At 62.8% G+C, this 21067-nt stretch carries 22 protein-coding genes; 13 read left to right on the top strand and 9 right to left on the bottom strand.

The window, feature by feature from the left end; translation table 11 throughout:
* Positions 1-9 precede the first annotated feature (9 nt).
* From WKW82_RS33770 to WKW82_RS33830, 13 genes are all read left to right on the top strand, one after another.
* Complete coding sequence (locus tag WKW82_RS33770) at positions 10-1377, top strand: chitinase (protein ID WP_340347423.1); 1368 nt, start codon at positions 10-12, stop codon at positions 1375-1377.
* Positions 1378-1563: 186 nt separating this feature from the next.
* Positions 1564-3684, top strand: a complete 2121-nt coding sequence (locus WKW82_RS33775) for a glycosyl hydrolase family 18 protein (protein ID WP_340347356.1) — start codon at positions 1564-1566, stop codon at positions 3682-3684.
* A 256-nt stretch (positions 3685-3940) separates the two neighbouring features.
* Positions 3941-4360, top strand: coding sequence for a type II secretion system major pseudopilin GspG (gene gspG / locus WKW82_RS33780; protein WP_340347358.1), 420 nt, complete (start codon positions 3941-3943; stop codon positions 4358-4360).
* Between the two features lie 15 nt (positions 4361-4375).
* Positions 4376-5545 carry a type II secretion system F family protein gene (locus WKW82_RS33785; RefSeq protein ID WP_340347360.1) on the top strand — a complete coding sequence of 390 codons (1170 nt, stop codon included), beginning with the start codon at positions 4376-4378 and terminating at the stop codon, positions 5543-5545.
* A gap of 1 nt (position 5546) precedes the next feature.
* On the top strand, positions 5547-7217 hold the full coding sequence (locus tag WKW82_RS33790; RefSeq protein ID WP_340347361.1) for a GspE/PulE family protein: 1671 nt from the start codon (positions 5547-5549) through the stop codon (positions 7215-7217).
* Entirely contained in the window at positions 7198-7983 is a 786-nt protein-coding gene (locus WKW82_RS33795) for a hypothetical protein (RefSeq protein ID WP_340347362.1), read from the top strand. Before WKW82_RS33790 ends, WKW82_RS33795 begins: the two co-directional genes overlap by 20 nt.
* Positions 7984-7991: 8 nt before the next feature.
* On the top strand, positions 7992-8522 hold the full coding sequence (locus WKW82_RS33800) for a hypothetical protein (RefSeq protein ID WP_340347363.1): 531 nt from the start codon (positions 7992-7994) through the stop codon (positions 8520-8522).
* Positions 8519-9076 carry a hypothetical protein gene (locus WKW82_RS33805; RefSeq protein WP_340347364.1) on the top strand — a complete coding sequence of 186 codons (558 nt, stop codon included), beginning with the start codon at positions 8519-8521 and terminating at the stop codon, positions 9074-9076. The genes WKW82_RS33800 and WKW82_RS33805 overlap by 4 nt, the downstream gene beginning before the upstream one ends.
* On the top strand, positions 9073-9609 hold the full coding sequence (locus tag WKW82_RS33810) for a hypothetical protein (protein ID WP_340347366.1): 537 nt from the start codon (positions 9073-9075) through the stop codon (positions 9607-9609). The genes WKW82_RS33805 and WKW82_RS33810 overlap by 4 nt, the downstream gene beginning before the upstream one ends.
* On the top strand, positions 9606-11492 hold the full coding sequence (locus tag WKW82_RS33815) for a secretin N-terminal domain-containing protein (protein ID WP_340347367.1): 1887 nt from the start codon (positions 9606-9608) through the stop codon (positions 11490-11492). The genes WKW82_RS33810 and WKW82_RS33815 overlap by 4 nt, the downstream gene beginning before the upstream one ends.
* Before the next feature lie 43 nt (positions 11493-11535).
* Entirely contained in the window at positions 11536-12009 is a 474-nt protein-coding gene (locus WKW82_RS33820; protein WP_340347368.1) for a type II secretion system protein, read from the top strand.
* The gene (locus WKW82_RS33825; protein ID WP_340347370.1) at positions 11996-12394 is read left to right on the top strand and encodes a type II secretion system protein; all 399 of its coding nucleotides are present in this window, start codon (positions 11996-11998) and stop codon (positions 12392-12394) included. Before WKW82_RS33820 ends, WKW82_RS33825 begins: the two co-directional genes overlap by 14 nt.
* Positions 12395-12425: 31 nt before the next feature.
* Positions 12426-12926 (top strand): type II secretion system protein, encoded by a 501-nt coding sequence (locus WKW82_RS33830; RefSeq protein WP_340347371.1) that lies wholly within the window; start codon positions 12426-12428, stop codon positions 12924-12926.
* A 239-nt stretch (positions 12927-13165) separates the two neighbouring features.
* Here WKW82_RS33830 and WKW82_RS33835 read toward each other — a convergent pair whose 3' ends face one another.
* From WKW82_RS33835 to nuoI, 9 genes are read right to left on the bottom strand one after another with little or no spacing between them, the layout of a single operon-like run.
* Positions 13166-13591 (bottom strand): DUF1178 family protein, encoded by a 426-nt coding sequence (locus tag WKW82_RS33835; RefSeq protein ID WP_340347373.1) that lies wholly within the window; start codon positions 13589-13591, stop codon positions 13166-13168.
* An 11-nt stretch (positions 13592-13602) separates the two neighbouring features.
* Positions 13603-14193: an NUDIX domain-containing protein gene (locus WKW82_RS33840; protein WP_340347374.1), complete on the bottom strand. Its 591-nt coding sequence runs from the start codon at positions 14191-14193 to the stop codon at positions 13603-13605.
* Complete coding sequence (locus WKW82_RS33845) at positions 14186-14500, bottom strand: DUF2818 family protein (RefSeq protein WP_340347375.1); 315 nt, start codon at positions 14498-14500, stop codon at positions 14186-14188. The genes WKW82_RS33840 and WKW82_RS33845 overlap by 8 nt, the downstream gene beginning before the upstream one ends.
* A 5-nt stretch (positions 14501-14505) precedes the next feature.
* The gene (gene nuoN / locus WKW82_RS33850) at positions 14506-15996 is read right to left on the bottom strand and encodes an NADH-quinone oxidoreductase subunit NuoN (RefSeq protein WP_340347376.1); all 1491 of its coding nucleotides are present in this window, start codon (positions 15994-15996) and stop codon (positions 14506-14508) included.
* A gap of 22 nt (positions 15997-16018) precedes the next feature.
* On the bottom strand, positions 16019-17494 hold the full coding sequence (locus WKW82_RS33855) for an NADH-quinone oxidoreductase subunit M (protein ID WP_340347378.1): 1476 nt from the start codon (positions 17492-17494) through the stop codon (positions 16019-16021).
* Positions 17495-17518: 24 nt separating this feature from the next.
* Positions 17519-19546, bottom strand: a complete 2028-nt coding sequence (gene nuoL, locus WKW82_RS33860; protein ID WP_340347379.1) for an NADH-quinone oxidoreductase subunit L — start codon at positions 19544-19546, stop codon at positions 17519-17521.
* Between the two features lie 12 nt (positions 19547-19558).
* Entirely contained in the window at positions 19559-19867 is a 309-nt protein-coding gene (gene nuoK / locus WKW82_RS33865) for an NADH-quinone oxidoreductase subunit NuoK (RefSeq protein WP_340347381.1), read from the bottom strand.
* Entirely contained in the window at positions 19864-20520 is a 657-nt protein-coding gene (locus tag WKW82_RS33870; protein ID WP_340347382.1) for an NADH-quinone oxidoreductase subunit J, read from the bottom strand. The genes nuoK and WKW82_RS33870 overlap by 4 nt, the downstream gene beginning before the upstream one ends.
* Positions 20521-20547: 27 nt before the next feature.
* Positions 20548-21057: an NADH-quinone oxidoreductase subunit NuoI gene (nuoI, locus tag WKW82_RS33875; protein WP_218509108.1), complete on the bottom strand. Its 510-nt coding sequence runs from the start codon at positions 21055-21057 to the stop codon at positions 20548-20550.
* Between the last annotated feature and the right edge of the window lie 10 nt (positions 21058-21067).

Consider the following 21067-nt stretch of genomic DNA (forward strand, 5'->3'; position numbering starts at 1 on the left):
CCCGTACCGGTGCCACCGCCGCCGGCACCCGCGCCTTCCCCGGCCCCCGCACCCGCACCCGCACCCGCACCTGCGCCCAGTGCATCCTCCAACAAGCCCCAGATCACGTTCGTTACCGCCCCACCGGGCTATCCGACTTCGGCGCAGTTCACAACGACGGAAGGCGAGCTTGGCAAAGGCGTCTCGTCCACGGATCCCGGCGTCCTCGACCGTATTCGCGCCGCATTGAGAACCTTGCCGGACGAACAGGTCAACGCCATCGCACTTGGCGCGGCAGGCAACCCGGACAACGTGAAGCGTGTCGAACGCCTCTTGCCGGCAGCGAAATTCGACGAGATGTTCCCCGTCCGGAACGTCAAGTACACCTATCTCAACCTGCTGAAAGGCATCGGCAAATTCCCAGCGTATTGCACGACCTATTCGGATGGACGCGATTCCGATGCGATCTGCAAGAAGCTGCTGCTCACGTCGTTTGCCCATTTCGTGCAGGAAACCGGCGCAAATTGGCCATCCCTGACGCCCGCCACCGCTCGCGGCTATCCCGACCAGAACAATGCGGTGCTGGCCACGATGCCCCAAGGCACCGCCATACCGTCACATCATCAGGGCTTGTGGTATTTGCGCGAGTCCGGTTATCAGGAGGGGTCCGCCGTCGGGTCCTACCAGGATTGCTACACCGGCCAAGGCAGCACGATCTTCTCGCTCTTCTATGCCTGCGGAGCCAATTCTCAGGGCGCGAACCTTGACTATTTCGGACGAGGGTCGAAGCAACTCTCCTGGAATTACAACTTCGGGCCATTCAGCAAGGCTGTCTATGGAGATCCGGCCGTTCTTCTGGACGATCCCGGAAGAGTCGCGGACACCTGGCTGAATTTCGCGTCCGCCGTCTGGTTTGCTGTCACACCGCAATCTCCAAAGCCTTCCATGATCTGGGTGGTGGACGGAACATGGAAACCGAACACGGTCGACGTGGCCAACAACATGTCGCCAGGATTTGGTGCAACGGTGCACATCATCAATGGCGGCATCGAATGCGGCGGTGGAACCGAGCGGCAACAAGTTGTCAATCGGATTGCTGCTTATCGCGCCTTGGCTGGCGAAATGAATATCACCATCCCGGCGGACGAACAATTGGGTTGCGCCAACATGAAGGGCTTCCAGCCAGGCTCCGCCGCAGTCACCAAGGTCTACCTTGACAAGGGGTGGAATTACAACCCGAACAACCCGGGCGGCGTCAGTTGGTCTTGTCAATTGGTGGATTACCAGATGCCCTTCTCACTGGTCAATCCCGGCGACTATCAATTGTGCGTCAATTACATGTTCCGCGGCCAGGTCTACTGGAAGGGCAACATGGTCATCGACAACACCAAGCAATAGCGGATGCGGCGCTGCCGACCCACGACCCGAAGGAGAAGAATCAATCAGGATCCGGATTCATTGCCAATCAGATGCACTGGGAATTGAATCATTCAAAATAATGGGACAGTGCAACCCATTCCAATAATTGAGGGTGACATGATGCGTTCATTCAAAGTTAGATCATCAATAGCGGTTGCCTTGTTGATGACAGCGGCTTCAGGCTGGGCCGCGACGCCCTGGCAAGAAGGCGCGAATTACCAGGTGGGCGATGTCGTGACCTACAACGGGCGCGACTACACCGCGGTCCAGGCGCACACGGCGTATGTCGGCGCAGGCTGGACGCCCTCCACCACCCCGACGCTTTGGCGGGAGCTGGCTGGCGCACCGGCGCCTGCACCCGCTCCAGCTCCCGCACCGGCGCCAGCGCCCGTGCCGGTCCCACCGCCACCTGCGCCCGTGCCGGCCCCACCGCCGCCCGCGCCCGCACCCGTGCCGGTCCCACCGCCACCACCGCCCGCGCCGGCCCCTGTACCGGTTCCTCCTCCTCCCCCGGCCCCAGCGCCCGCGCCCACCGCTTGCTTCCCCGCCTGGTCTGCGACACAGGCCTATGCGCAAGCCGGCACCCGCGTGACGCACCGGGGTCGCAACTACCAGAACAAATGGTGGACCAGTGGCGACGATCCTTCGGCCAGCGGAGCCTATGGCGCCTGGCAGGATCTGGGCGCTTGCAGCGGTGCGCCCGCCCCAGCGCCCGCTCCGGCCCCCGTCCCGGTGCCGCCACCACCGCCTGCTCCGGCGCCCGCACCCGTCCCGGTGCCGCCACCACCCCCTGCTCCGGCGCCCGCGCCCGTCCCGGTGCCGCCACCGCCCCCTGCTCCGGCGCCCGCGCCCGTCCCGGTGCCGCCGCCGCCCCCTGCTCCGGCGCCCGCGCCGGCCCCTGCGCCCGCGCCGGCCCCTGCTCCCGCGCCCGCCCCAGCACCCGCCCCGGCGCCAGCCGCCGGCGGCCCGCAGGTCGGTGCCTATTTCGCCCAGTGGGGCATCTATGGCCGCGGCTATCAGGTCAAGACCATCGACACCAGCGGCTCGGCCGCCAAGATGACCTTCCTGAACTACGCGTTCGGCAACATCTACAAGGACTCCGACGGTTCCTATCGCTGCAAGGCGGGTATCAACCAACTGGAAGCCGGCGCAACCGATCCCAACGCACCTGGCGCCGGCAACGGCGGGGATGCCTGGGCTGACTATCAGAAAGGCTTTACCGGCACGGACTCGGTCGACGGCCAGGCCGACGCATGGGGCTGGCCCGCATGGGATGACCCGCGCAATGGCAAGTCCGGTCCGCTCAAGGGCAACCTCAACCAGCTGAAGAAGCTCAAGGCCAAGTACCCCAACATCAAGATGATCATCTCGTTGGGTGGGTGGACATGGTCCAAGCACTTCGGCGCCCTTGCGACGACCGATGCCATGCGCAAGACGCTCGTCTCCTCCTGCATCGACGTCTACATCGACGGCAACCTGCCGTTCGACAGCGGCTCCAATGCAGGCGGCCCGGGCGTCGCGGCCGGCGTGTTCGACGGCATCGACATCGACTGGGAATTCCCTGGCGGTGGCGGACAGCCGTACAACGTCGTCGACCCCAACGACCGGCAGAACTACACACTGCTGCTGCAGGAATTCCGCAGGCAACTGGACACCAAGGGTGCCCAGACCGGCCAGAAGTACCTGCTGACCGTCGCCATCAGCGCTGGCAAGGACAAGATCGACAAGACCGACCCTGCCAACTACAGCAAGGTGCTGGACTGGATCAACATCATGGCCTACGACTACCACGGCGGCTTTGAATCGACCGGGCCGACGGACTTCCAGGCCAACCTGTACCAGGATCCCGCGAGCCCGAACTCCAAGGACCCGGTGCTGTCCACCTACAACACGGACAACGCCGTGAAGTTGCTGAGGGCAGCGGGTGTGCCGGCCCAGAAGATCATCATCGGGATTCCGTTCTACGGACGGGGCTGGACCGGTGTCGGCAACGCCAACAATGGCCTGTACCAGAAAGCCTCCAAGCCCGCGCCCGGAACCTACGAGGCTGGCATCGAAGACTACAAGGTACTCAAGAACGCGCCTGGCACGGTCTACACGAACCCCGCTGCGAAGCAGACGTGGAAGTACGACGGCAGCACCTTCTGGAGCTACGACACGCCCGCCGACGTGCAGACCAAGGTGGACTACGCGAAGCAGAACGGCCTGGGTGGCGTGTTCTCCTGGTCGCTCGACGGCGACCTGAACGGCGAGCTCATGAACGTCATGGGCAACATGAGGAAATAGCGCCGCCGAACCCGTTGACGTCGCGAGACGTCAACGGGCATCTCTCTCGCGTGCGGTATGCAAGGCCGCATTCGATCGACCACCCCCTTGCAGAAGTTGGACCGGGAGTCTCCCGATGGGTTTCAAGCAATCAGCGCCACTGCCTGCCAGATGGTCCATTTCTCACCCCGACGAACTCACTGTGCAGCGCCCGCTCGCAGAGCGTGCCCGGGTTCCAGCGGCCTCCCCCGCATCACCTAGGGATTGGAACAACGGAATGATCAATCGCCTGCGCAAATCCGGCTTCACGCTGCTGGAACTGCTGGTTGTCCTCCTGATCATCGCGTTGCTGGCCGGCTATGTCGGCCCGCGCCTGTTCGGCGAAGTGGACAAGGCAAAGATCAAGGCAGCGGCGAGCCAGATGAAGACCTTGAGCGATGCGATGGACCACTATCGCCTCGACGTGGGCCAGTACCCGTCCACGGAGCAAGGCACCAAGGCGCTCGTCGCGAAGCCGGACGGTGCGGGCAACAAATGGCAAGGCCCCTACCTGGCCAAGGACGTTCCCATGGACCCCTGGGACCATCCTTACCTCTACAGGAAGCCCGGGAAGGCTGGCAAGGAGTACGACCTCATCAGCCTGGGCGCGGACGGAAAAGAAGGCGGGAGTGGAATAGACGCGGACATTGAATATTGATGCCGGCCAACCGCTATGCGCTACAAGGTCAAGGTCCTGGCTCAAGGCCAACTGCAAGAGCGCGATGTCGATGCGCCCGACGAAAACGACCTGCGCCGGCAGCTCGTCGAACAGGGCTTGCAACTGGTCGGCTGGAAGGCGCAGAAGCAGTTTTCCCTTCGCAAGACAGAGTTCGGGATTTCGCTGTTCACGCAGGAATTGATCGCCCTGCTCGAAGCCGGATTGACGCTGGTGGAGGGTATCGAGACGCTCAAGGAAAAGAGCGCCCATGACACGAATCGAATCGTGCTGGGACGCATCGAGGAAGGCCTGTACCAGGGACTGACCTTTTCCCGGGTGCTGTCGCAGATGCCGGAATACTTCCCGCCGCTCTACATCGCGACGGTGAGTTCGGCCGAGCAGACCGGGCACCTGGCCGATGCCCTCAAGCGCTATCACCACTACGACAGCCGGCTCAGCGTGGTCAGGAAGAAGGTCGTGTCCGCCATGATCTATCCGCTGGTGATCATCTCGACCGGGGCGGGGATCATCCTGTTCCTGCTGTTCTACGTCATCCCGAAGTTCAGCCAGATCTATGCCTCGATGAAGAACATTCCCTTCAGCGCGCAGGTCATGCTGTGGTGGGGAGAACAGGTCCAGGCCCACGGGATGATGATGTTCATCGGCATCGTCGGAACCATGGCGGGCATCGTCTTCTTCCTGCGATCCGATGCGGTGCGGCAAAGAATCATGGCGAGTTTCTGGCGATTGCCAAGGCTCGGGGAATACCAGCGACTCTTCGCGCTCACCCGCTTCTATCGCACCGTCAGCCTGCTGCTTGCCGGCGGCGTCTCCGTCGTGGGGTCGATGGAAATGGCCGAGCAACTGCTCGCGCCAAATATGCGCGCCGAGATGAAGAAGGCGCTGGTCGACATCAAGTCCGGACAGTCCGTGTCCGCCACCCTGCCGCGCTACGGCATGACCACCCCGGTTTCGGAGCGCCTGTTGCGCGTGGGCGAGCAAGGCGGCGACCTGTCCGCCATGTTCGAGCGCTCCGCCCAGTTCTGCGACGAGGAAGTGGACCGCGCCATCGACCTGGTCACCAAGCTGGTCGAACCCGTCCTGATGCTTGTCGTGGGCGGGCTGGTGGGGGTGATCGTTTTCCTCTTGTACATGCCGATTTTCCAATTGGCGGGAAGTGTCTGAGATGGACACCACGAAGACGCCACTGAACCTGGACCTGATCCAGCGGATGCGCGAAGGCAAGGCGAACGACCAGAGCCTGTCGCAACGCCTGCAGGCCAATCTGCACCTGGATGACGCGAAATACGTCGATTCGGTCAGCCAGTTCCTCGGACTGCCGGTGATCGAGCGCGACCGGATGGACATGGGCAAGCCTCGCTATGACGTCCTGCCCTATGCGGAGGCGGTGTCGCGCCAATGCGTGCTGCTCGAATTCAGCGATGGTGATCGCGTGCTCGTGTACGGCGAGCCATTCGACGTGGTCACGCGCAACTGGATTTCCCAACGCCTGCAGATCGACTATCGCAATGCAGTGGCACATTACGCGACCGTCCACTCCTACCTGCAGCAATTCGAATCGTCCCATCGGACGATGGAGCAGATTTCGGGCTCAGGCCAAGCCGACGCAGGCGAACTCAATGCCATCGAGATTTCACTGGCCAGCATCGCGCACGACACGAACCCGGTCATCAAGTTCATCAATTCCACCTTGTACGACGCGCTCAAGTCCAAGGCGTCGGACATCCACATGGAGAGCACGCCCAACGGCATGGAGGTGAAGTACCGGATCGACGGCGTGCTGCTGCATGTCGGCGGCGCCAACGGAACGGACACGGCCGAGCAGGCCATCTCGCGCATCAAGGTGCTGGCCGACCTCGATATTTCCGAGCGGCGGATTCCTCAGGACGGGCGCTTCAAGGTCCTGATGAACCAGCGTGAGATCGACTTCCGCATTTCCATCATGCCGTCCATCCACGGTGAAGACGCCGTGCTGCGCGTGCTCGACAAGCAGGCCGGCGGCACCATGACGCAATTGCGTCTCGACGGGCTCGGCCATGAACCGGACAACGTGGAAGCCATTCGCAAACTGGCCAACGAACCCTACGGATTGCTATTGGTCACGGGCCCGACCGGCTCCGGCAAGTCGACCACGCTCTACGCCATCCTGTCCGAGATCAACACGGGCGAGGAAAAGATCATCACCATCGAGGACCCGGTCGAGTTCCAGCTCGGCGGGGTCTTGCAGATTCCCGTCAACGACAAGAAGGGACTGACCTTCGCGCGCGGCCTGCGCTCCATCCTGCGGCACGACCCCGACAAGATCCTCGTCGGCGAAATCCGCGATGGCGAGACCGCGGGCATTGCGGTGCAAGCCGCGCAAACAGGCCACCTGGTCCTCACCAGCGTGCATGCCAACGATTGCTTCTCCGTGCTCGATCGCTTCCTGCACATGGGCGTGGAACCGCACAGCTTCGTGGACGCGCTCATCGGCGTGGTGGCGCAGCGCCTCATCCGCAAGATCTGCCCGCACTGCATCACGGACGGCGACGTGGATGAAGAGCTGCTGCGCATCTCGGGCCTGACGCCGGATGACGTCGCGGACTGGACCTTCCGCAAGGGCGCGGGCTGCCAGGCATGCCGCAACACCGGCTTCCTCGGCCGCCGGGCCATTGCCGAAGTCCTGCGCCTCAACGATGACCTGAAGCAGGCCTTGATCCGCCGCGCCCCGCCCAGCGAGATGAAGGCACTGGCACGCAGCAGTGGCTACATGTCGATGCGACGCATGGCCTTGCGGCAGGTCGCACGCGGTGAAACCACATTGCAGGAGGTCAACCGTGCCACCTTTGTGGATTGACCACTCGCTCTGGATCCTGAACGGCAACCTGCGCCTGCTGAGCACGGTTCGCGGATCGAAGGAGCCTGGGCAGGAGCAGTTCGTCGAGGTCGACAACAGCGTGGACGATATCGTCCTGAGACTGCAGGAGATCCTCCTGCAAGCGCCTCACGGTCAATTGCGCATGGACGGCCTCAAGGTCCACGTCGGCTCGCCGTGGATCAAGTACGACATCGTTCCCTGGCAAGAAGGCTTGCGAAAGCCCGCCGACTGGGCGGCCTACGCCAGGATCATCATGGGCCAGCATTTCGACACGGATGCGCAGGGGTGGCATGTCACGGTGGCGGAAGGCGACTACGGTGAGCCCCGCGTCGTCGCGTCCATCGACGACATCCTCTACCAGGCCATCCTGTCTTTCGCCAAGTCGCAACGGCTGCAGATCCGCAGTTTCGAGACCGCGCTGTTCGCCACGGCGAACATGTTTGCCGACCAGTTCGTGGCGCCCGAGTTCGCCTTGCTGGTGCTCGAGCTGAAGTTCGCCAGCTATGCCTTCTACCGCGAAGGCGCATGGCAAGGCGTGGGCTCCTTCGCGACCCGCAACGACAAACCCGATGGCGCCCAACTCGCGGCGGTGCTGCGCGATGCCGCCATGCTGAGCAGCAGCTTCCTGCCGACGCAGGTGTACCTGAGCAGCTACGGCCAGATGCCCAGGGAGCTGCAAGGCATGGCGGGCTTCACGCCCAAATGGCTGGGCTTGAGCTTTCCGCAGGAGATTACCGCCAGGTAATTTCGACCATGAAAGTCAAACCGCTTCACCTGGACTTCTACAAGAAGGCGAAGCCATTCCCCTGGCTGGGGGCTGCACTGCTGGCGATCGGCGGGTTGGCACTGGTCTGGCAGGCGCATCGCGAAGAGAGCATCGATGTGCGCAAGGAACTGGTGGACCAGCGCGCAGAGAAGCTCTCGGCGCGCGCCTGGGAACTGGACCCCCAAGGCCGCGCCGGCCCCGCGGAACCCGGCACCGAGGAAGTGGTGGCCGCGCTCATCCAGAAACAGCAGGAGGCTCCGACGGTCGGCCTGCGCCTGCTGGAAAAAACCTGGTCCAGCGAGATCGCCTATCTGCGCGTGGACGTGGAAACGCTGGAGCGCAGCGTGAAGGTCGAGTTCGAGGCCAAGCACCGCGAAAACATCCTCGCCCTGGTCGACACCATCTCCAAGGAACCCCAGGTCGACCGCGTCACGCTGGTCCGCCAGACCGCCAAGATCACCGACCCCTTCCTGCCGACGCAGGCGCAGGTCGAGTTCTGGTGGAAAGAGACGCCATGAAGAAGCTGCCCGACACCGGCATCCTGCTGTGGCAGGCCGCCAAGCTCCCTGCGCTGACCGGGCTGTACGGCGTCGTGGGCATCGTCATGGTCGTCATGGCACTCTGGTCCTTCTTCGACAGGCAACGTCCCGTCGAACGTGACCTCGATTCGCGTGAAGTCGAATTGGCCAAGAAGGAACTGGACCTGGAGCAACGCGCCAGGGAATTGGCGGAACCGCCGGACCCCGATGCGCCAGTCCTCCACAACACGGTGCGCGCGGAAGAAAGCTACACCACCTTCCTGCGCGAAGGCGTGCGCCTCGCTGCGGACAATCATCTGAAAGGCACGCAGATCGAGTACCGCACCTTGTCGGAAGCTGGCGGCCGGCTGGTGCGCTATGGCCTTCAATTTCCAGTCAACGGGACCTATCCGGACCTGCGCAATTTCGTGATCCAGATCAGCCGGATTCCCGGGGTGCGAATCGAGCGCATGGAATTCACCCGCACGCAGATTGGCGATGCCGAAGTCTCCGCGCAGATTCAATTGACCTACCTGACCGAGGTCAAGAAATGAAGCTGTCGCGGCCCATCCTGATCCTCGCCATCCTGGCCATCCTGTCCGCTGCGTACCTGTACTGGCGGGATCGCACTGAAATCAATACCGTCCAAGTCGCAGTGCGCCGCCCCGTGACGCCGGCCACGACACAAATCAACAAGCAGGTGGAAGATCCTTCGGCAGTTCCCGCCGCGCCCGTCGAAGTGAATCTCTTCGGCACGCAAACATGGGCACCGCCCCCGCCGCCTCCGCCGCCGCCGCCCACGCCCGAGGAAATTGCCGAGCAATTGCGCAAGAACCCGCCACGGCCACCGCCATTGCCCTTTGCGGTCACGACCATCTGGCGCGAATCGGGCATCACTTATATCGGAATCACCGCCAACGGCCAGGACGTGATCGTTTGCCAGCAATGCACGCTGCCTGGCAGCGTCAGGCGGGGCGACACGCTGCTTCACAACTACAGACTGGACCAGATCAGCGAGAGAAGCCTGGTGTTTACCTTTCTGCCTCTGAAGATAAAACAAGAACTGCCACTAGGGGAAATGCCGTGAACAGATTGCTGACCTCGCTCGTGGCGACCGCCATGCTGACCGCATGCGCCAACTACGGCATGCAATCCGCCAGCGACCGGGCCATTGCGCAGCCCAGTCCCCAGCAAGCGCTCGTTGAAATGCGCGCCACCTTGGCCGCAAACCCGCTGGATATCGACACCCGGACCGCCTACAACGTCATGCTCAACAACTACACCAACAGGTTGTTGAACGAAGCCGCCACCGCCCTGCAGTCGGGCGACACCGACACCGCCACCGCGCGCTACGAGCAGGTGCTCTCCTGGGACGCACAGAATTCACGCGCGCTGGAAGGCTTGCGCCTGTCCAGCATGGGCCGGCGCCACGAGATGATGCTGCGTTTCGCAACGAGCATCCAGGACAGCCAGCCAGAGCAGGCACTGCGCATCCTGCGTGACCTGCTCAATGAAAACCCCCGCAACATGCTGGCGATCCAGCTTCGCACCACGATCGAAGGAAGATTGACGAGGGACGTCAACCTGCGCCCGTCCATCAGCGCAGAAATGAAGAAGACGGTGGCCATGCAATTCCGCGACATGCCGATCGTCAACATGGTCGATTTCATATCCCGCATCACCGGTGTCAATTTCATCTTCGACCGCGATGTGCAGAAGGCGGCGACCACGACCATCTTTGCACGGAGCACGACGGCCGAGGACGCGTTGAACCTCGTGCTGCTCACCAACCAATTGGACAAGAAGGTATTGAACGACAACACCATCCTGATCTATCCAAGGCGCCCGGACAAGGACCGTGACTACAAGGACCTGGTCATGCGCACCTTCTACCTGAACAACGCAGACCCCAAGCAGGTCGTCGCGATGATCAAGCAAATGACCAAGACCAAGGACGTCTATATCGACGAGCGCCTCGGCATGCTGGTCATGCGCGATACACCGGAAGTGATCGCGGTGGTCGAACGGCTCATCACCGCGCAGGACCTGCCCCAGTCGGAAGTCCAATTCGATGCCATGGTGCTGGAAGTCAACGGCTCCGACATCCTGAACCTGGGCATCCGGTATCCGGACACGATCGGATTCACGGCGGGAGGCATCACCGAGAACGGACTGTTCACGCCCGGCCAGATTTCGCTGCGGCAATTGAGCCAGATGAACAAGAGCAACGTCCTGGTCAACCTTGGCGACCCCACCATCTCGGTGAACCTGGCCCACAGCACCACCTTCGGCAACATCCTGTCGAACCCCAACATCCGGGTCAAGAACCGGGAGAAGGCAAAGATCCTGATCGGCGACCGGCTGCCCGTCGTGACCACCACCAATTCCAACGGCGTCGTCAGCGAAACGATCAATTACCAGGACGTGGGACTGACGCTGAACGTCGAGCCGACCATCGGTCAGGACGGCAGCGTGGGCGTCAAGATCCAACTTGAAGTCTCCAACGTCACCAGCACCATCCGCACGCAAACCGGCCTGCTCGCCTACCAGATCGGCACACGAAGGGCAGAAACCAACATGAACGTGAACGACGGCCAGACACAGGTACTTGCCGGCCTGCTGTCACGCACCGAGCAACGCAACACCCAAGCCATTCCGGGGATCGGCGACCTGCCCGTGCTGGACCGGATCTTCGGCAACAAGGGCGATACGGCCAACAAGACCGAACTGGTGCTGCTGATCACGCCGCACATCGTGCGCAACACGCCGATACCGGGTTCGGACATCACCAACTTCGCCAGCGGTACGGAGGGCAGCATCTCGATGACGCCGACGATGTTGCGCACACAGGGTGCCCTGTCGGTCACCGGTTCGCCGGGCGGTGCACCTGGCCAACCGCCCCCGCAAATGCCGCCACCGCAGGCGCAACCCCCGGGCCCGCCACCACAGGGCAGTCCGGGCCGGCGGTGACCGGTGTCTGCGTCCATATCGCGAAATTCACGTCGAGGGCGCCATGCGCAAGGTTTCGGGTTTCACGCTCATCGAACTGATCGTCACGCTGACCATCCTCGCGGTGCTGTCGACGGTCGCCTTGCCGCTCACGCAGATTGCCACCACGCGCAGCCACGAGCAGGACCTGCGCCGCGCCCTGTGGCAGATTCGCGGCGGGATCGATGCCTACAAGAAGGCGTACGACGACGGGAAACTGCCGAAGACGCTGGATGCCACGGGCTACCCGCCCAAGTTGAGTGCGCTGACGGACGGCGTACGGGATGCCACGGATTCCACCGGACGCCAGATTTACTTTTTACGCCGTATTCCCCGGGATCCATTTTGTGACTGTCCCAGTCGCAGCAACGAGCAGACCTGGGGGCTGCGCAGTTACGCCAGCCCGCCAGACTCTCCACAAGAAGGGCGCGATGTGTTCGACGTTTACTCGATGTCCAAGGGCGTGGCAGTCGACGGTACCGCCTATGCAGACTGGTAGCCCTTTCCTGGCGAGATGGCGCAGGCGCGCTTTCACGCTGATCGAGTTGCTGGTGGTCCTGGCCATCATGGCGACCCTGCTGACGCTGGTCGTGCCGCGCTATTTCCAGCACACCGACCGCGCGGCGGAAACCGTGCTGAAGCACAACCTCGTCGCCATGCGCGACTCCATCGACAAGTTCCGCGCCGACAACAACCGCTATCCCGCGAACCTGGAAGAGCTCGTCACCAAGCGCTATTTGCGCGAGATCCCCATGGACCCGGTGGCAGGCACCAACAGCGGATGGGTCATTACCAGCCCGCCCGATGGCACCACGGGGGTCTACGACGTGAAAAGCTCGGCCAAGGACAAGGACCATGACGGCAAGCTCTTCACGGAATACTAGGGAGTTTCCGAACAACGCCTCCGGACGACGCGTGTCCATGCAGCGCGTCAACCGCGCCAGCAGGACGCAATGCGGCTTTACCTTCGTCTGGGTGCTGATGACGATCTTCGTACTGGGCATCTATCTGGCCCAGGTCGGCACCTTGTGGCGCACGGAGATCGCCCGGGACAACGAGGAGGTCCTGCTGCACCAGGGCGACGAAATCCGCGACGCGATCCGGCGCTACATGGAAGCAGGCGGCCCCCAGGGCGGATTTCAGTACCCCCGCAACCTCGCCGATCTGGTCAAGGATCCTCGCGTACCTTTCGAGCGACGCTTCCTGAGAAAAGCCTACAAGGACCCGATGACCGGCAAGGACTGGTCTTTCATCGGTGCGCCGGGCGGCGGCATCATGGGTGTCTACAGTTCGGCCAGCGGTACACCCTTCAAGACGGAGAACTTCCCGAAGGTCTATGGCTCCTTCACGGGACAGACGAGCTACGAGGGCTGGAAGTTCGCGCACTACCCCGGCAATGCGGGACTGCGTCGCTGAGATGAAGCCCACCCCCGAATGCGCTTGCGGCGCCGGGGCGGCTGCCAGAGGCGGCTGCTCTTGCGGTCCGTCCAAGCCTGCTCAGGCAGGCTTGTAGCCGCGGCCCTCAGCCCCTCGAGGGGGCGCACCCAACGGCCCGGCAAAGCCGGTTCCGTGGGTGCCCACGAAAGCTCATTGCTCGCCTGATGTCCGTGCGTCACGGGGCACGCGATGGCGTGGCCGAGGTCTTCTGCCCACTTCTATTGCAGCGTTTCCTTGAGCACCGCCGGAATCGGCAACTGCAGCACGGGAATGCCCTCCTCCGCCAGTGCCTCGGCTTGCTCGCGGGTCGCCTGGCCGCGAATGCCGCGGTCCGCGGCTTCGCCGTAGTGGATCCTGCGGGCCTCGTCGGCAAAGCGATCACCGACGTCTTCCGTCCTGGCCATCAATTCACGCGCTGCCTGCATCCAGCGCGCCGACGCATCTTCAGCCGGGGCAGGTACTTGCGAAGGCGCCGCCGCGCCCAGGTTCAGGCGAGGCGCACTCAGCAACTTCGTGATGTGGGTGTCACCGCAAACCGGGCACTCGACGAGTCCCCCGGCCAGTTGGGTTTCGAACGCTTCGTTCGACCCGAACCAGCCTTCAAAGCCGTGCCCCAGCGCGCATTGGAGGTTGAGAACCTTCATGCAGTCGATTATCAGGCCCCGCCTGCGCCGTCCAGGGGCTGCCAGTCGAGTGACCACGCGCCCGACTGCACGTTCTGCAGCCACAGCGTACAAGTCAGGGTCTTCGCATCCGTCACGGTGCCATCCCGGCACCAGCCCAGCAGTTCCTCGGGCGTGGCGGCGATGACATCCAGAAACTCGCCGTGGTCGAGCTGGCGTGCACCCAACTCGAGGCCGCGTGCAAAGTACACGTGAATGATCTCCGTAGAGTACGCCACCGCCAGGTGCATCGCGCCGGCATGTGCCCACTCGCGCGCGCGGTAGCCCGTTTCTTCGAGCAGCTCGCGCTGGCCGCACAGGAAAGGATCCTCGCCCGCGTCAAGCTTGCCCGCAGGAAACTCCGTCATCACGTGGCCAATGGGATAGCGGAACTGCCGTTCGAGCACCACGCGCCCGTCGTCGAGCAATGGCACCACGACCACGGCGCCAGGATGCACGACGTATTCGCGCGTCGCGCTGTGGCCATCGGGCAGGCGGACGGTGTCGCGCCGGGCGACCAGGAACTTGCCCTCGAACAGCAACTCGCTGTCCGTGGCCTCTTCTCTCAGATGTGAATCAGGCATGGCCGCCTTTGCGGTGTTTGAGCAGGTAGCACCAGGTGAAGCCGGGGAACGCGAGCACCAGGAACAGCGCCCCGGTCACCGCGTAGAACTCCCAACCCTGCGGGGCGATCTGTCCCACGCGGCGCTCGAAGAGCAGGCCGACACCGATCGCCACGAAGTACAGAACCACAACTTCAGCCAGGCGCGTGGCCAGCGACTTGCTACCAGACAAGGGCACCACCGCCAGCAAGCGCCCATTGACGAAAGGCAGGTTGGCAGCGACCAGCGCCACCAGCAGGACCACCCAGACCGACGCCGCCTGCGACACGCGGATCAGGTGGCCAGCGTGGCCACGATCGCCTTCGCGCAGAGCGTCATCAGGCCGCCCGGCAGGATGCCGAGGATCAGGATCAACGCGCCGTTGAACGACAGCACCGTACGCACATCGAAGGGTGCCGAGACCGTCGTCGCCGTCACCGGCGCATCGAAGTACATGACCTTGACCACGCGGAGGTAGTAGAACGAGCCGACCAGCGACATCATCACGGCGAACACTGCAAGGCCGATGTAGATCGGCTGGCCCGAGGCGATCAGCGCCTGCAGCACAGCGAACTTGGCTTGGAACCCGACCAGCGGCGGCAAGCCTGCCAGCGAGAACATCGCGATCGCCATCACGCCGGCATACAACGGGCTGCGCTGGTTGAGGCCTGCGAGGTCGACGATCTCTTCGCTCTCGAAGCCTTCACGCGCCAGCAGCAGGATGATGCCGAAGCTCGCCAGCGTCGTCAGCACGTAGCTGATCACGTAGAACATCGACGCGCTGTACGCATACTGGGCGTTGTAGGTGTTGTCGTTGACCACGCCTGCCACCAGGCCAAGAAGCAGGAAGCCCATCTGCGCGATCGTCGAGAAGGCCAGCATGCGCTTCAGGTTGCTTTGCGCAATAGCGGCCAGGTTGCCGACCAGCAGCGAAGCCACGGCCAGCACGGCCAGCATCTGCTGCCAGTCGATCGCGAGCGGCAGCAGGCCTTCGACCAGCAGGCGGATGATGATCGCGAAGGCGGCCAGTTCCGGCGCGGCGCCGATCAACAGCGTCACCGCCGTCGGTGCCCCTTGATACACGTCCGGCACCCACATGTGGAAGGGCGCGGCGCCGACCTTGAAGGCCAAGCCCGAGACGATGAACACCAGCCCGAACACCAGCACCTGGTGATCCACCTTGCGGCTCGCGATGGCCTTGTAGACCTCGTTGATGTCCAGCGAACCGGTGGCGCCGTACAGCATCGACATGCCGTACAGCAGGAAGCCGCTGGCCATCGCGCCCAGCACGAAGTACTTCATCGCGGCCTCGCTCGCCACTGCGTTGTCGCGGCGCAGCGCCACCAGCGCATAGCTCGAGAGCGTCAGCAACTCGAGGCCCAGGTAGATCATCAGGAAGTTGGCGCCCGACATCATCACGAAGATGCCCAGCAACGCGAACATGCTGATGGTGAACATCTCGCCGCCACGCAGCATGCCGCGATCGGCCGCATAGGGGCGACCATAGACCAGCGTGACCATCAGCGCGATGGTGGCGAAGCACTTGAGCCAGTTGCCCATCGGGTCGCTCACGACCAGGCCGCCAAAGGCGTAGGCCGTGGTGCCGCCGGAAGCATTGAGTCCGGTCAGCAAGGCCACGACGGCCAGCGTCAGCGACGTCAGGACATAGGTACGGGTGCGCCGCGGACTGGTGTCCGACAGGTCGACCAGGCAAATGATGCAGGCCATGACCAGCAACACCACCTCGGGGTAGACGGGAGCCAGCCAGCTGAGTTTGTCAATCATCTCGTTCTCTTCTTCAGCGGGTTCAGGGCAGCTTCGACACGGCGACGTGCTTCAGCAATCCGTCCACCGAAGCGTTCATCACATCGGTAAAGGGCTTGGGATGGATACCCATCCACAGCACGGCGATCGCCAGCAGCGACAGCATCAGGAACTCGCGGGCGTTGATGTCCGACAGTTCCTTGACGTGGTCGTTGCCCGGGTCGCCCAGGTAGACGCGCTTGTACATCCACAGCGTGTAGGCCGCGCCGAAGATCAGCGCCGTCGCCGCTGCGAAGCCCAGCCAGAAGTTGGCCTTGACCGCACCCAGGATCACCATCCATTCGCCCACGAACCCGGCGGTGGCCGGCAGGCCGCAGTTGGCCATCGCGAACAGCAGCGCGAATGCGGCGAACTTGGGCATGGTGTTGACCACGCCGCCGTAGTCCGCGATCTGGCGCGAATGCACGCGGTCGTACAGCACGCCGATGCAAAGGAACATCGCGGCCGACACGAAGCCGTGCGAGATCATCTGCACGATGCCGCCCGACACACCGAGTTCGCTGAAGATGAAGAAGCCGAGCGTCACGAAGCCCATGTGGGCCACCGACGAATAAGCCACCAGCTTCTTCATGTCCTGCTGCACCAGCGCCACCAAGCCCACGTAGATCACGGCGACGACCGACAGCGCGATGACGAACCAGGCCCATTCGTGCGAGGCATCGGGCGCGATCGGCATCGAGAAGCGCAGGAAGCCGTAGGCACCCAGCTTCAGCATGATGGCCGCCAGCACGGCGGAACCGCCGGTCGGCGCTTCGACGTGCACATCCGGCAACCACGTGTGGACCGGCCACATCGGCACCTTCACCGCAAACGCCGCGAAGAAGGCGAAGAACAACAAGGTCTGCGCCGTGCTGCCCAGCTTGAGGTCGTGCCAGGTGAGGATGTCGAAGCTGCCGCCGGACGTGTTGTAGAGGTACACCAGCGCAACCAGTGTCAACAGCGAGCCAAGCAGCGTGTAGAGGAAGAACTTGAACGCCGCGTAGATCTTGTTCGGCCCGCCCCAGATACCGATGATCAGGTACATCGGGATCAGCGTGGCCTCGAAGAACACGTAGAACAGGATGCCGTCGAGCGCGCAGAACACGCCGATCATGAAGCCCGACAGGATCAGGAACGCGGCCATGTACTGGTTGACGCGCTCGGTGATCACTTCCCAGGCGGAAATCACCACCACCACGGTGATGAAGGCGGTCAGCAGCACCAGCCACAGCGAGATGCCGTCAACGCCCACGTGGTAGTTGATGTGGAAGCGGTCGATCCAGGGCGCCCTCTCCACGAACTGCATCTTGGCAGTCGTGATGTCGAAGCGCGTGTACAGCGGAATCGTGACCAGGAAGCTCGCGATGGAGCCGACGAGTGCGACCCAGCGCACCATGCGCGCGTGCTCTTCGCGACCGAACGCCAGCAGCACGGTGCCGATGACGATCGGCATCCAGATGGCAAGGCTCAACAAACCCATTTTTCTTTTTCTCCAGCCTGCCGGTTAAGGCTTGACCCAGATGAAGTACGTCATCAGGACGAAGACGCCAAGCAGCATTGCGAATGCGTAGTGGTAGATGTAGCCGGTCTGCAACCAGCGCACCGCGGCGGAAATACGGCCGACGAGCTTCCAGGAGCCATTGACGATCGCGCCGTCGATGATGGCCTGGTCGCCACCCTTCCACAGACCCGTGCCCAGCGCGCGTGTGGCGCGTGCGATGACGTTCTCGTTGAACCAGTCCATGTAGTACTTGTTCTCGAGCAGGTTGTAGATCGGGCTGAACATGCGCTTGATCGCGGCCGGCAGCGCCGGGTTGATCATGTACATGTAGAAAGAGAGCGCGACGCCGGCAACAGCCAGCCAGAACGGCAGCGAGGTCAGGCCGTGAATCGCCATCGCGACCGGGCCGTGGAAGGCCTCTTCCATTTCCTTCATGGCATGGTGCTTCGTCGCGTCCACGAAGATCGCGTCCTTGAAGAACTCGCCATAGAGCATCGGCTCGATCGTCATGAAGCCGATCACGACCGAAGGAATCGCCAGCAGCACCAGCGGCAGCCAGACCACCCACGGGGACTCGTGCGGCTTGGCATCGTGGCCATGGTGATCGTCGTGGCCGTGATGGTCGTCGTGGTGCGCGTCCGGATTCTGGTCGTAGCGCTCCTTCCCGTGGAACACGAGGAAGTACATGCGGAACGAATAGAAGGCCGTCACGAAAACACCCGCCATCACCGCGAAGTAGGCGAAGCCCGAACCCCACAGGTGGCTCTCGTGCACCGCCTCGATGATGCTGTCCTTCGAGTAGAAGCCCGCGAAGAACGGTGTGCCGATCAGCGCCAGCGAACCCAGCAGCGAGGTGATCCACGTGATCGGCATGTACTTGCGCACGCCGCCCATCCAGCGGATGTCCTGGTTGTGGTGCATGCCGATGATGACCGAGCCCGCACCGAGGAACAGCAGCGCCTTGAAGAACGCGTGCGTCATCAGGTGGAACACCGCGACCGAGTAGGCCGAGGCGCCCAGCGCCACCGTCATGTAGCCGAGCTGCGAGAGCGTCGAATACGCGACCACACGCTTGATGTCGTTCTGGATGATGCCCAGGAAGCCCATGAACAGCGCCGTGATCGCACCGATCACGAGCACGAAGCTCAGTGCCGTGTCGCTCAGTTCGAACAGCGGCGACATGCGCGCCACCATGAAGATGCCAGCCGTCACCATCGTGGCGGCGTGGATCAGCGCGGAGATGGGTGTCGGGCCTTCCATCGAGTCGGGCAGCCACACGTGCAACGGGAACTGCGCGCTCTTGCCCATCGCACCGATGAACAGGCAAATGCAGATCACGGTGATGAGCATCCACTCGGTGCCCGGGAAAGTCAGCTTGGCCAGGCTGTCGGCCTTGGCGAAGGCTTCTGCGTAGCTCAGCGTGCCGGCATAGGCCACGATGAGGCCGATGCCGAGGATGAAGCCGAAGTCACCGACGCGGTTGACAAGGAAGGCCTTCATGTTCGCGAAGATCGCGGTCGGGCGGTTGTACCAGAAGCCGATCAGCAGGTACGACACCAGGCCCACCGCTTCCCAACCGAAGAACAGCTGCAGCATGTTGTTGCTCATCACGAGCATCAACATCGAGAAGGTGAACAGCGAGATGTATGCGAAGAAGCGGTTGTAGCCGTCGTCTTCCTGCATGTAGCCGATGGTGTAGATGTGCACCATCAGCGACACGAAGGTCACGACACACATCATCATGGCGGTGAGGCCATCGACCAGGAAACCGACCTCCATCTTCAGACCGCCGACAACCATCCATTCATAGAGGGTCTCGTTGAAGCGGGCGCCGTCGGACACCACGCTCTTGAGCGTCATGGCCGAGATGATGAAAGCCACCAGCACGCCGAGGATGGTCAGCGAATGGGTGACCGTGCGACCGAGGCGGTCGCCGGCGAACTTGGTCCCGAACACGCCGGAGACGATGGCGCCAACCAGTGGCGCCAGTGGGACGACCAGCAATGTGGATGCGGAAAGCGTTGCGCTCATGGTGATCTCTTGTTATCCCTTGAGTGCGTTCAATTCGTCGACGTTGATGTTCGACTTGTTGCGGAACAGCAGCACCAGCAGCGCCAGCCCGATGGCCGACTCGGCCGCGGCCACCGTCAGGATGAAGAACACGAACACCTGGCCGTGCATGTCGCCCAGGTAGTGCGAGAACGCGACGAAGTTCATGTTGACCGCGAGCAGCATCAGTTCGATGCACATCAGCAGCACGATCAGGTTCTTGCGGTTCAGGAAGATGCCGACGACCGCCATCGCGAACAGCATGGCGCCGAGCGACAGGTAATGAGGGAGCGACAAGGTCATGCTTTTTTCTCCGCTGCGGCCGCCGGGGCCTCTTCGGTCGGGGCTGCCGGTGCTTGGGCCGGCTGCGTGGCCGCCACCTTGACCAGCGCCATGCGATCACGCGCCTTGACCTTGACCTGGTCATCGACGTGGACGAACTTGGTGTCCTTGCGCGCCCGCAGCGTCAACGCGATGGCCGCGATCATCGCCACCACGAGGATGACGGCCGCGATCTGCACGGGGTAGAGGTATTCGGTGTAGAGCAGGACGCCCAACGCCTTGGTGTTGGACACTTGGCTGGCAACCGCCTGCGCCACCGCCGGCACTTGGCGGAAGCCGCCCATCAGCACATAGGCCATCTCGAGCGCGATCACCACGCCGACCAGCGCGGCCAGCGGGAAGTGCTTCCAGAAGCCCTGTCGCAGGCTGTCGATGTTGAGGTCGAGCATCATCACGACGAACAGGAACAGCACCATCACGGCACCGAGGTAGACGAGCACCAGCACGATGGCCAGGAACTCGGCTTGCAGCAGCAGCCACACGGCCGATGCCTGCGAGAACGCGAGCATCAGGTACAGCACCGCATGCACGGGATTGCGCGCGGTGATCACCCGGAAGGCTGCAAACAGCAGCACGACCGAGAACAGATAGAAGAAGCCAGTCTTGACGTCCATGGAATTTTTCTTTGGGGCGTCTGCCGATTAACGGTATTTCGCGTCCGCGGCCTTGGCGGCAGCGATTTCGTTTTCGTAGCGGTCACCCACGGCCAGCAGCATTTCCTTCGTGAAATACAGGTCGCCGCGCTTTTCGCCGTGGTATTCGAGGATGTGCGTCTCGACGATCGAATCGACCGGGCAGCTTTCTTCGCAGAAGCCGCAGAAGATGCACTTGGTCAGGTCGATGTCGTAGCGCGAGGTGCGGCGCGAACCGTCGTCACGGACTTCCGATTCGATGGTGATCGCCACCGCCGGGCACACGGCTTCGCAGAGCTTGCAGGCGATGCAGCGCTCTTCGCCGTTTTCATAGCGGCGCAGCGCATGCAGGCCGCGGAAGCGCGGGGATAGCGGTGTCTTTTCCTCGGGGAACTGGACCGTGATCTTGCGCTTGAATGCGTATTTTCCGGTGAGCATCATGCCCTTGAACAACTCCGCGAGCATGAAGCTCTTGAAGAAGTCCTTGACCGAAAAGGAGGAGGCAGCAACGGCTGTCATTTTTTTCTCT

Source organism: Variovorax rhizosphaerae, from assembly GCF_037889975.1.
Taxonomy (GTDB): Bacteria; Pseudomonadota; Gammaproteobacteria; order Burkholderiales; family Burkholderiaceae_C; genus Variovorax; species Variovorax rhizosphaerae.

Excerpts from the sequence above, each read along its gene's own strand:
- WKW82_RS33790 (WP_340347361.1), top strand. The coding sequence starts at position 5,547 with ATGGACACCACGAAGACGCCACTGAACCTGGACCTGATCCAGCGGATG.
- WKW82_RS33870 (WP_340347382.1), bottom strand. The coding sequence starts at position 20,520 with ATGGACGTCAAGACTGGCTTCTTCTATCTGTTCTCGGTCGTGCTGCTG.
- WKW82_RS33855 (WP_340347378.1), bottom strand. The coding sequence starts at position 17,494 with ATGGGTTTGTTGAGCCTTGCCATCTGGATGCCGATCGTCATCGGCACC.
- WKW82_RS33820 (WP_340347368.1), top strand. The coding sequence starts at position 11,536 with ATGCGCAAGGTTTCGGGTTTCACGCTCATCGAACTGATCGTCACGCTG.
- WKW82_RS33840 (WP_340347374.1), bottom strand. The coding sequence starts at position 14,193 with ATGCCTGATTCACATCTGAGAGAAGAGGCCACGGACAGCGAGTTGCTG.
- WKW82_RS33800 (WP_340347363.1), top strand. The coding sequence starts at position 7,992 with ATGAAAGTCAAACCGCTTCACCTGGACTTCTACAAGAAGGCGAAGCCA.
- nuoL (WP_340347379.1), bottom strand. The coding sequence starts at position 19,546 with ATGAGCGCAACGCTTTCCGCATCCACATTGCTGGTCGTCCCACTGGCG.
- WKW82_RS33775 (WP_340347356.1), top strand. The coding sequence starts at position 1,564 with ATGACAGCGGCTTCAGGCTGGGCCGCGACGCCCTGGCAAGAAGGCGCG.
- nuoI (WP_218509108.1), bottom strand. The coding sequence starts at position 21,057 with ATGACAGCCGTTGCTGCCTCCTCCTTTTCGGTCAAGGACTTCTTCAAG.
- gspG (WP_340347358.1), top strand. The coding sequence starts at position 3,941 with ATGATCAATCGCCTGCGCAAATCCGGCTTCACGCTGCTGGAACTGCTG.
- WKW82_RS33835 (WP_340347373.1), bottom strand. The coding sequence starts at position 13,591 with ATGAAGGTTCTCAACCTCCAATGCGCGCTGGGGCACGGCTTTGAAGGC.
- nuoK (WP_340347381.1), bottom strand. The coding sequence starts at position 19,867 with ATGACCTTGTCGCTCCCTCATTACCTGTCGCTCGGCGCCATGCTGTTC.
- WKW82_RS33805 (WP_340347364.1), top strand. The coding sequence starts at position 8,519 with ATGAAGAAGCTGCCCGACACCGGCATCCTGCTGTGGCAGGCCGCCAAG.
- WKW82_RS33810 (WP_340347366.1), top strand. The coding sequence starts at position 9,073 with ATGAAGCTGTCGCGGCCCATCCTGATCCTCGCCATCCTGGCCATCCTG.
- nuoN (WP_340347376.1), bottom strand. The coding sequence starts at position 15,996 with ATGATTGACAAACTCAGCTGGCTGGCTCCCGTCTACCCCGAGGTGGTG.
- WKW82_RS33785 (WP_340347360.1), top strand. The coding sequence starts at position 4,376 with ATGCGCTACAAGGTCAAGGTCCTGGCTCAAGGCCAACTGCAAGAGCGC.
- WKW82_RS33825 (WP_340347370.1), top strand. The coding sequence starts at position 11,996 with ATGCAGACTGGTAGCCCTTTCCTGGCGAGATGGCGCAGGCGCGCTTTC.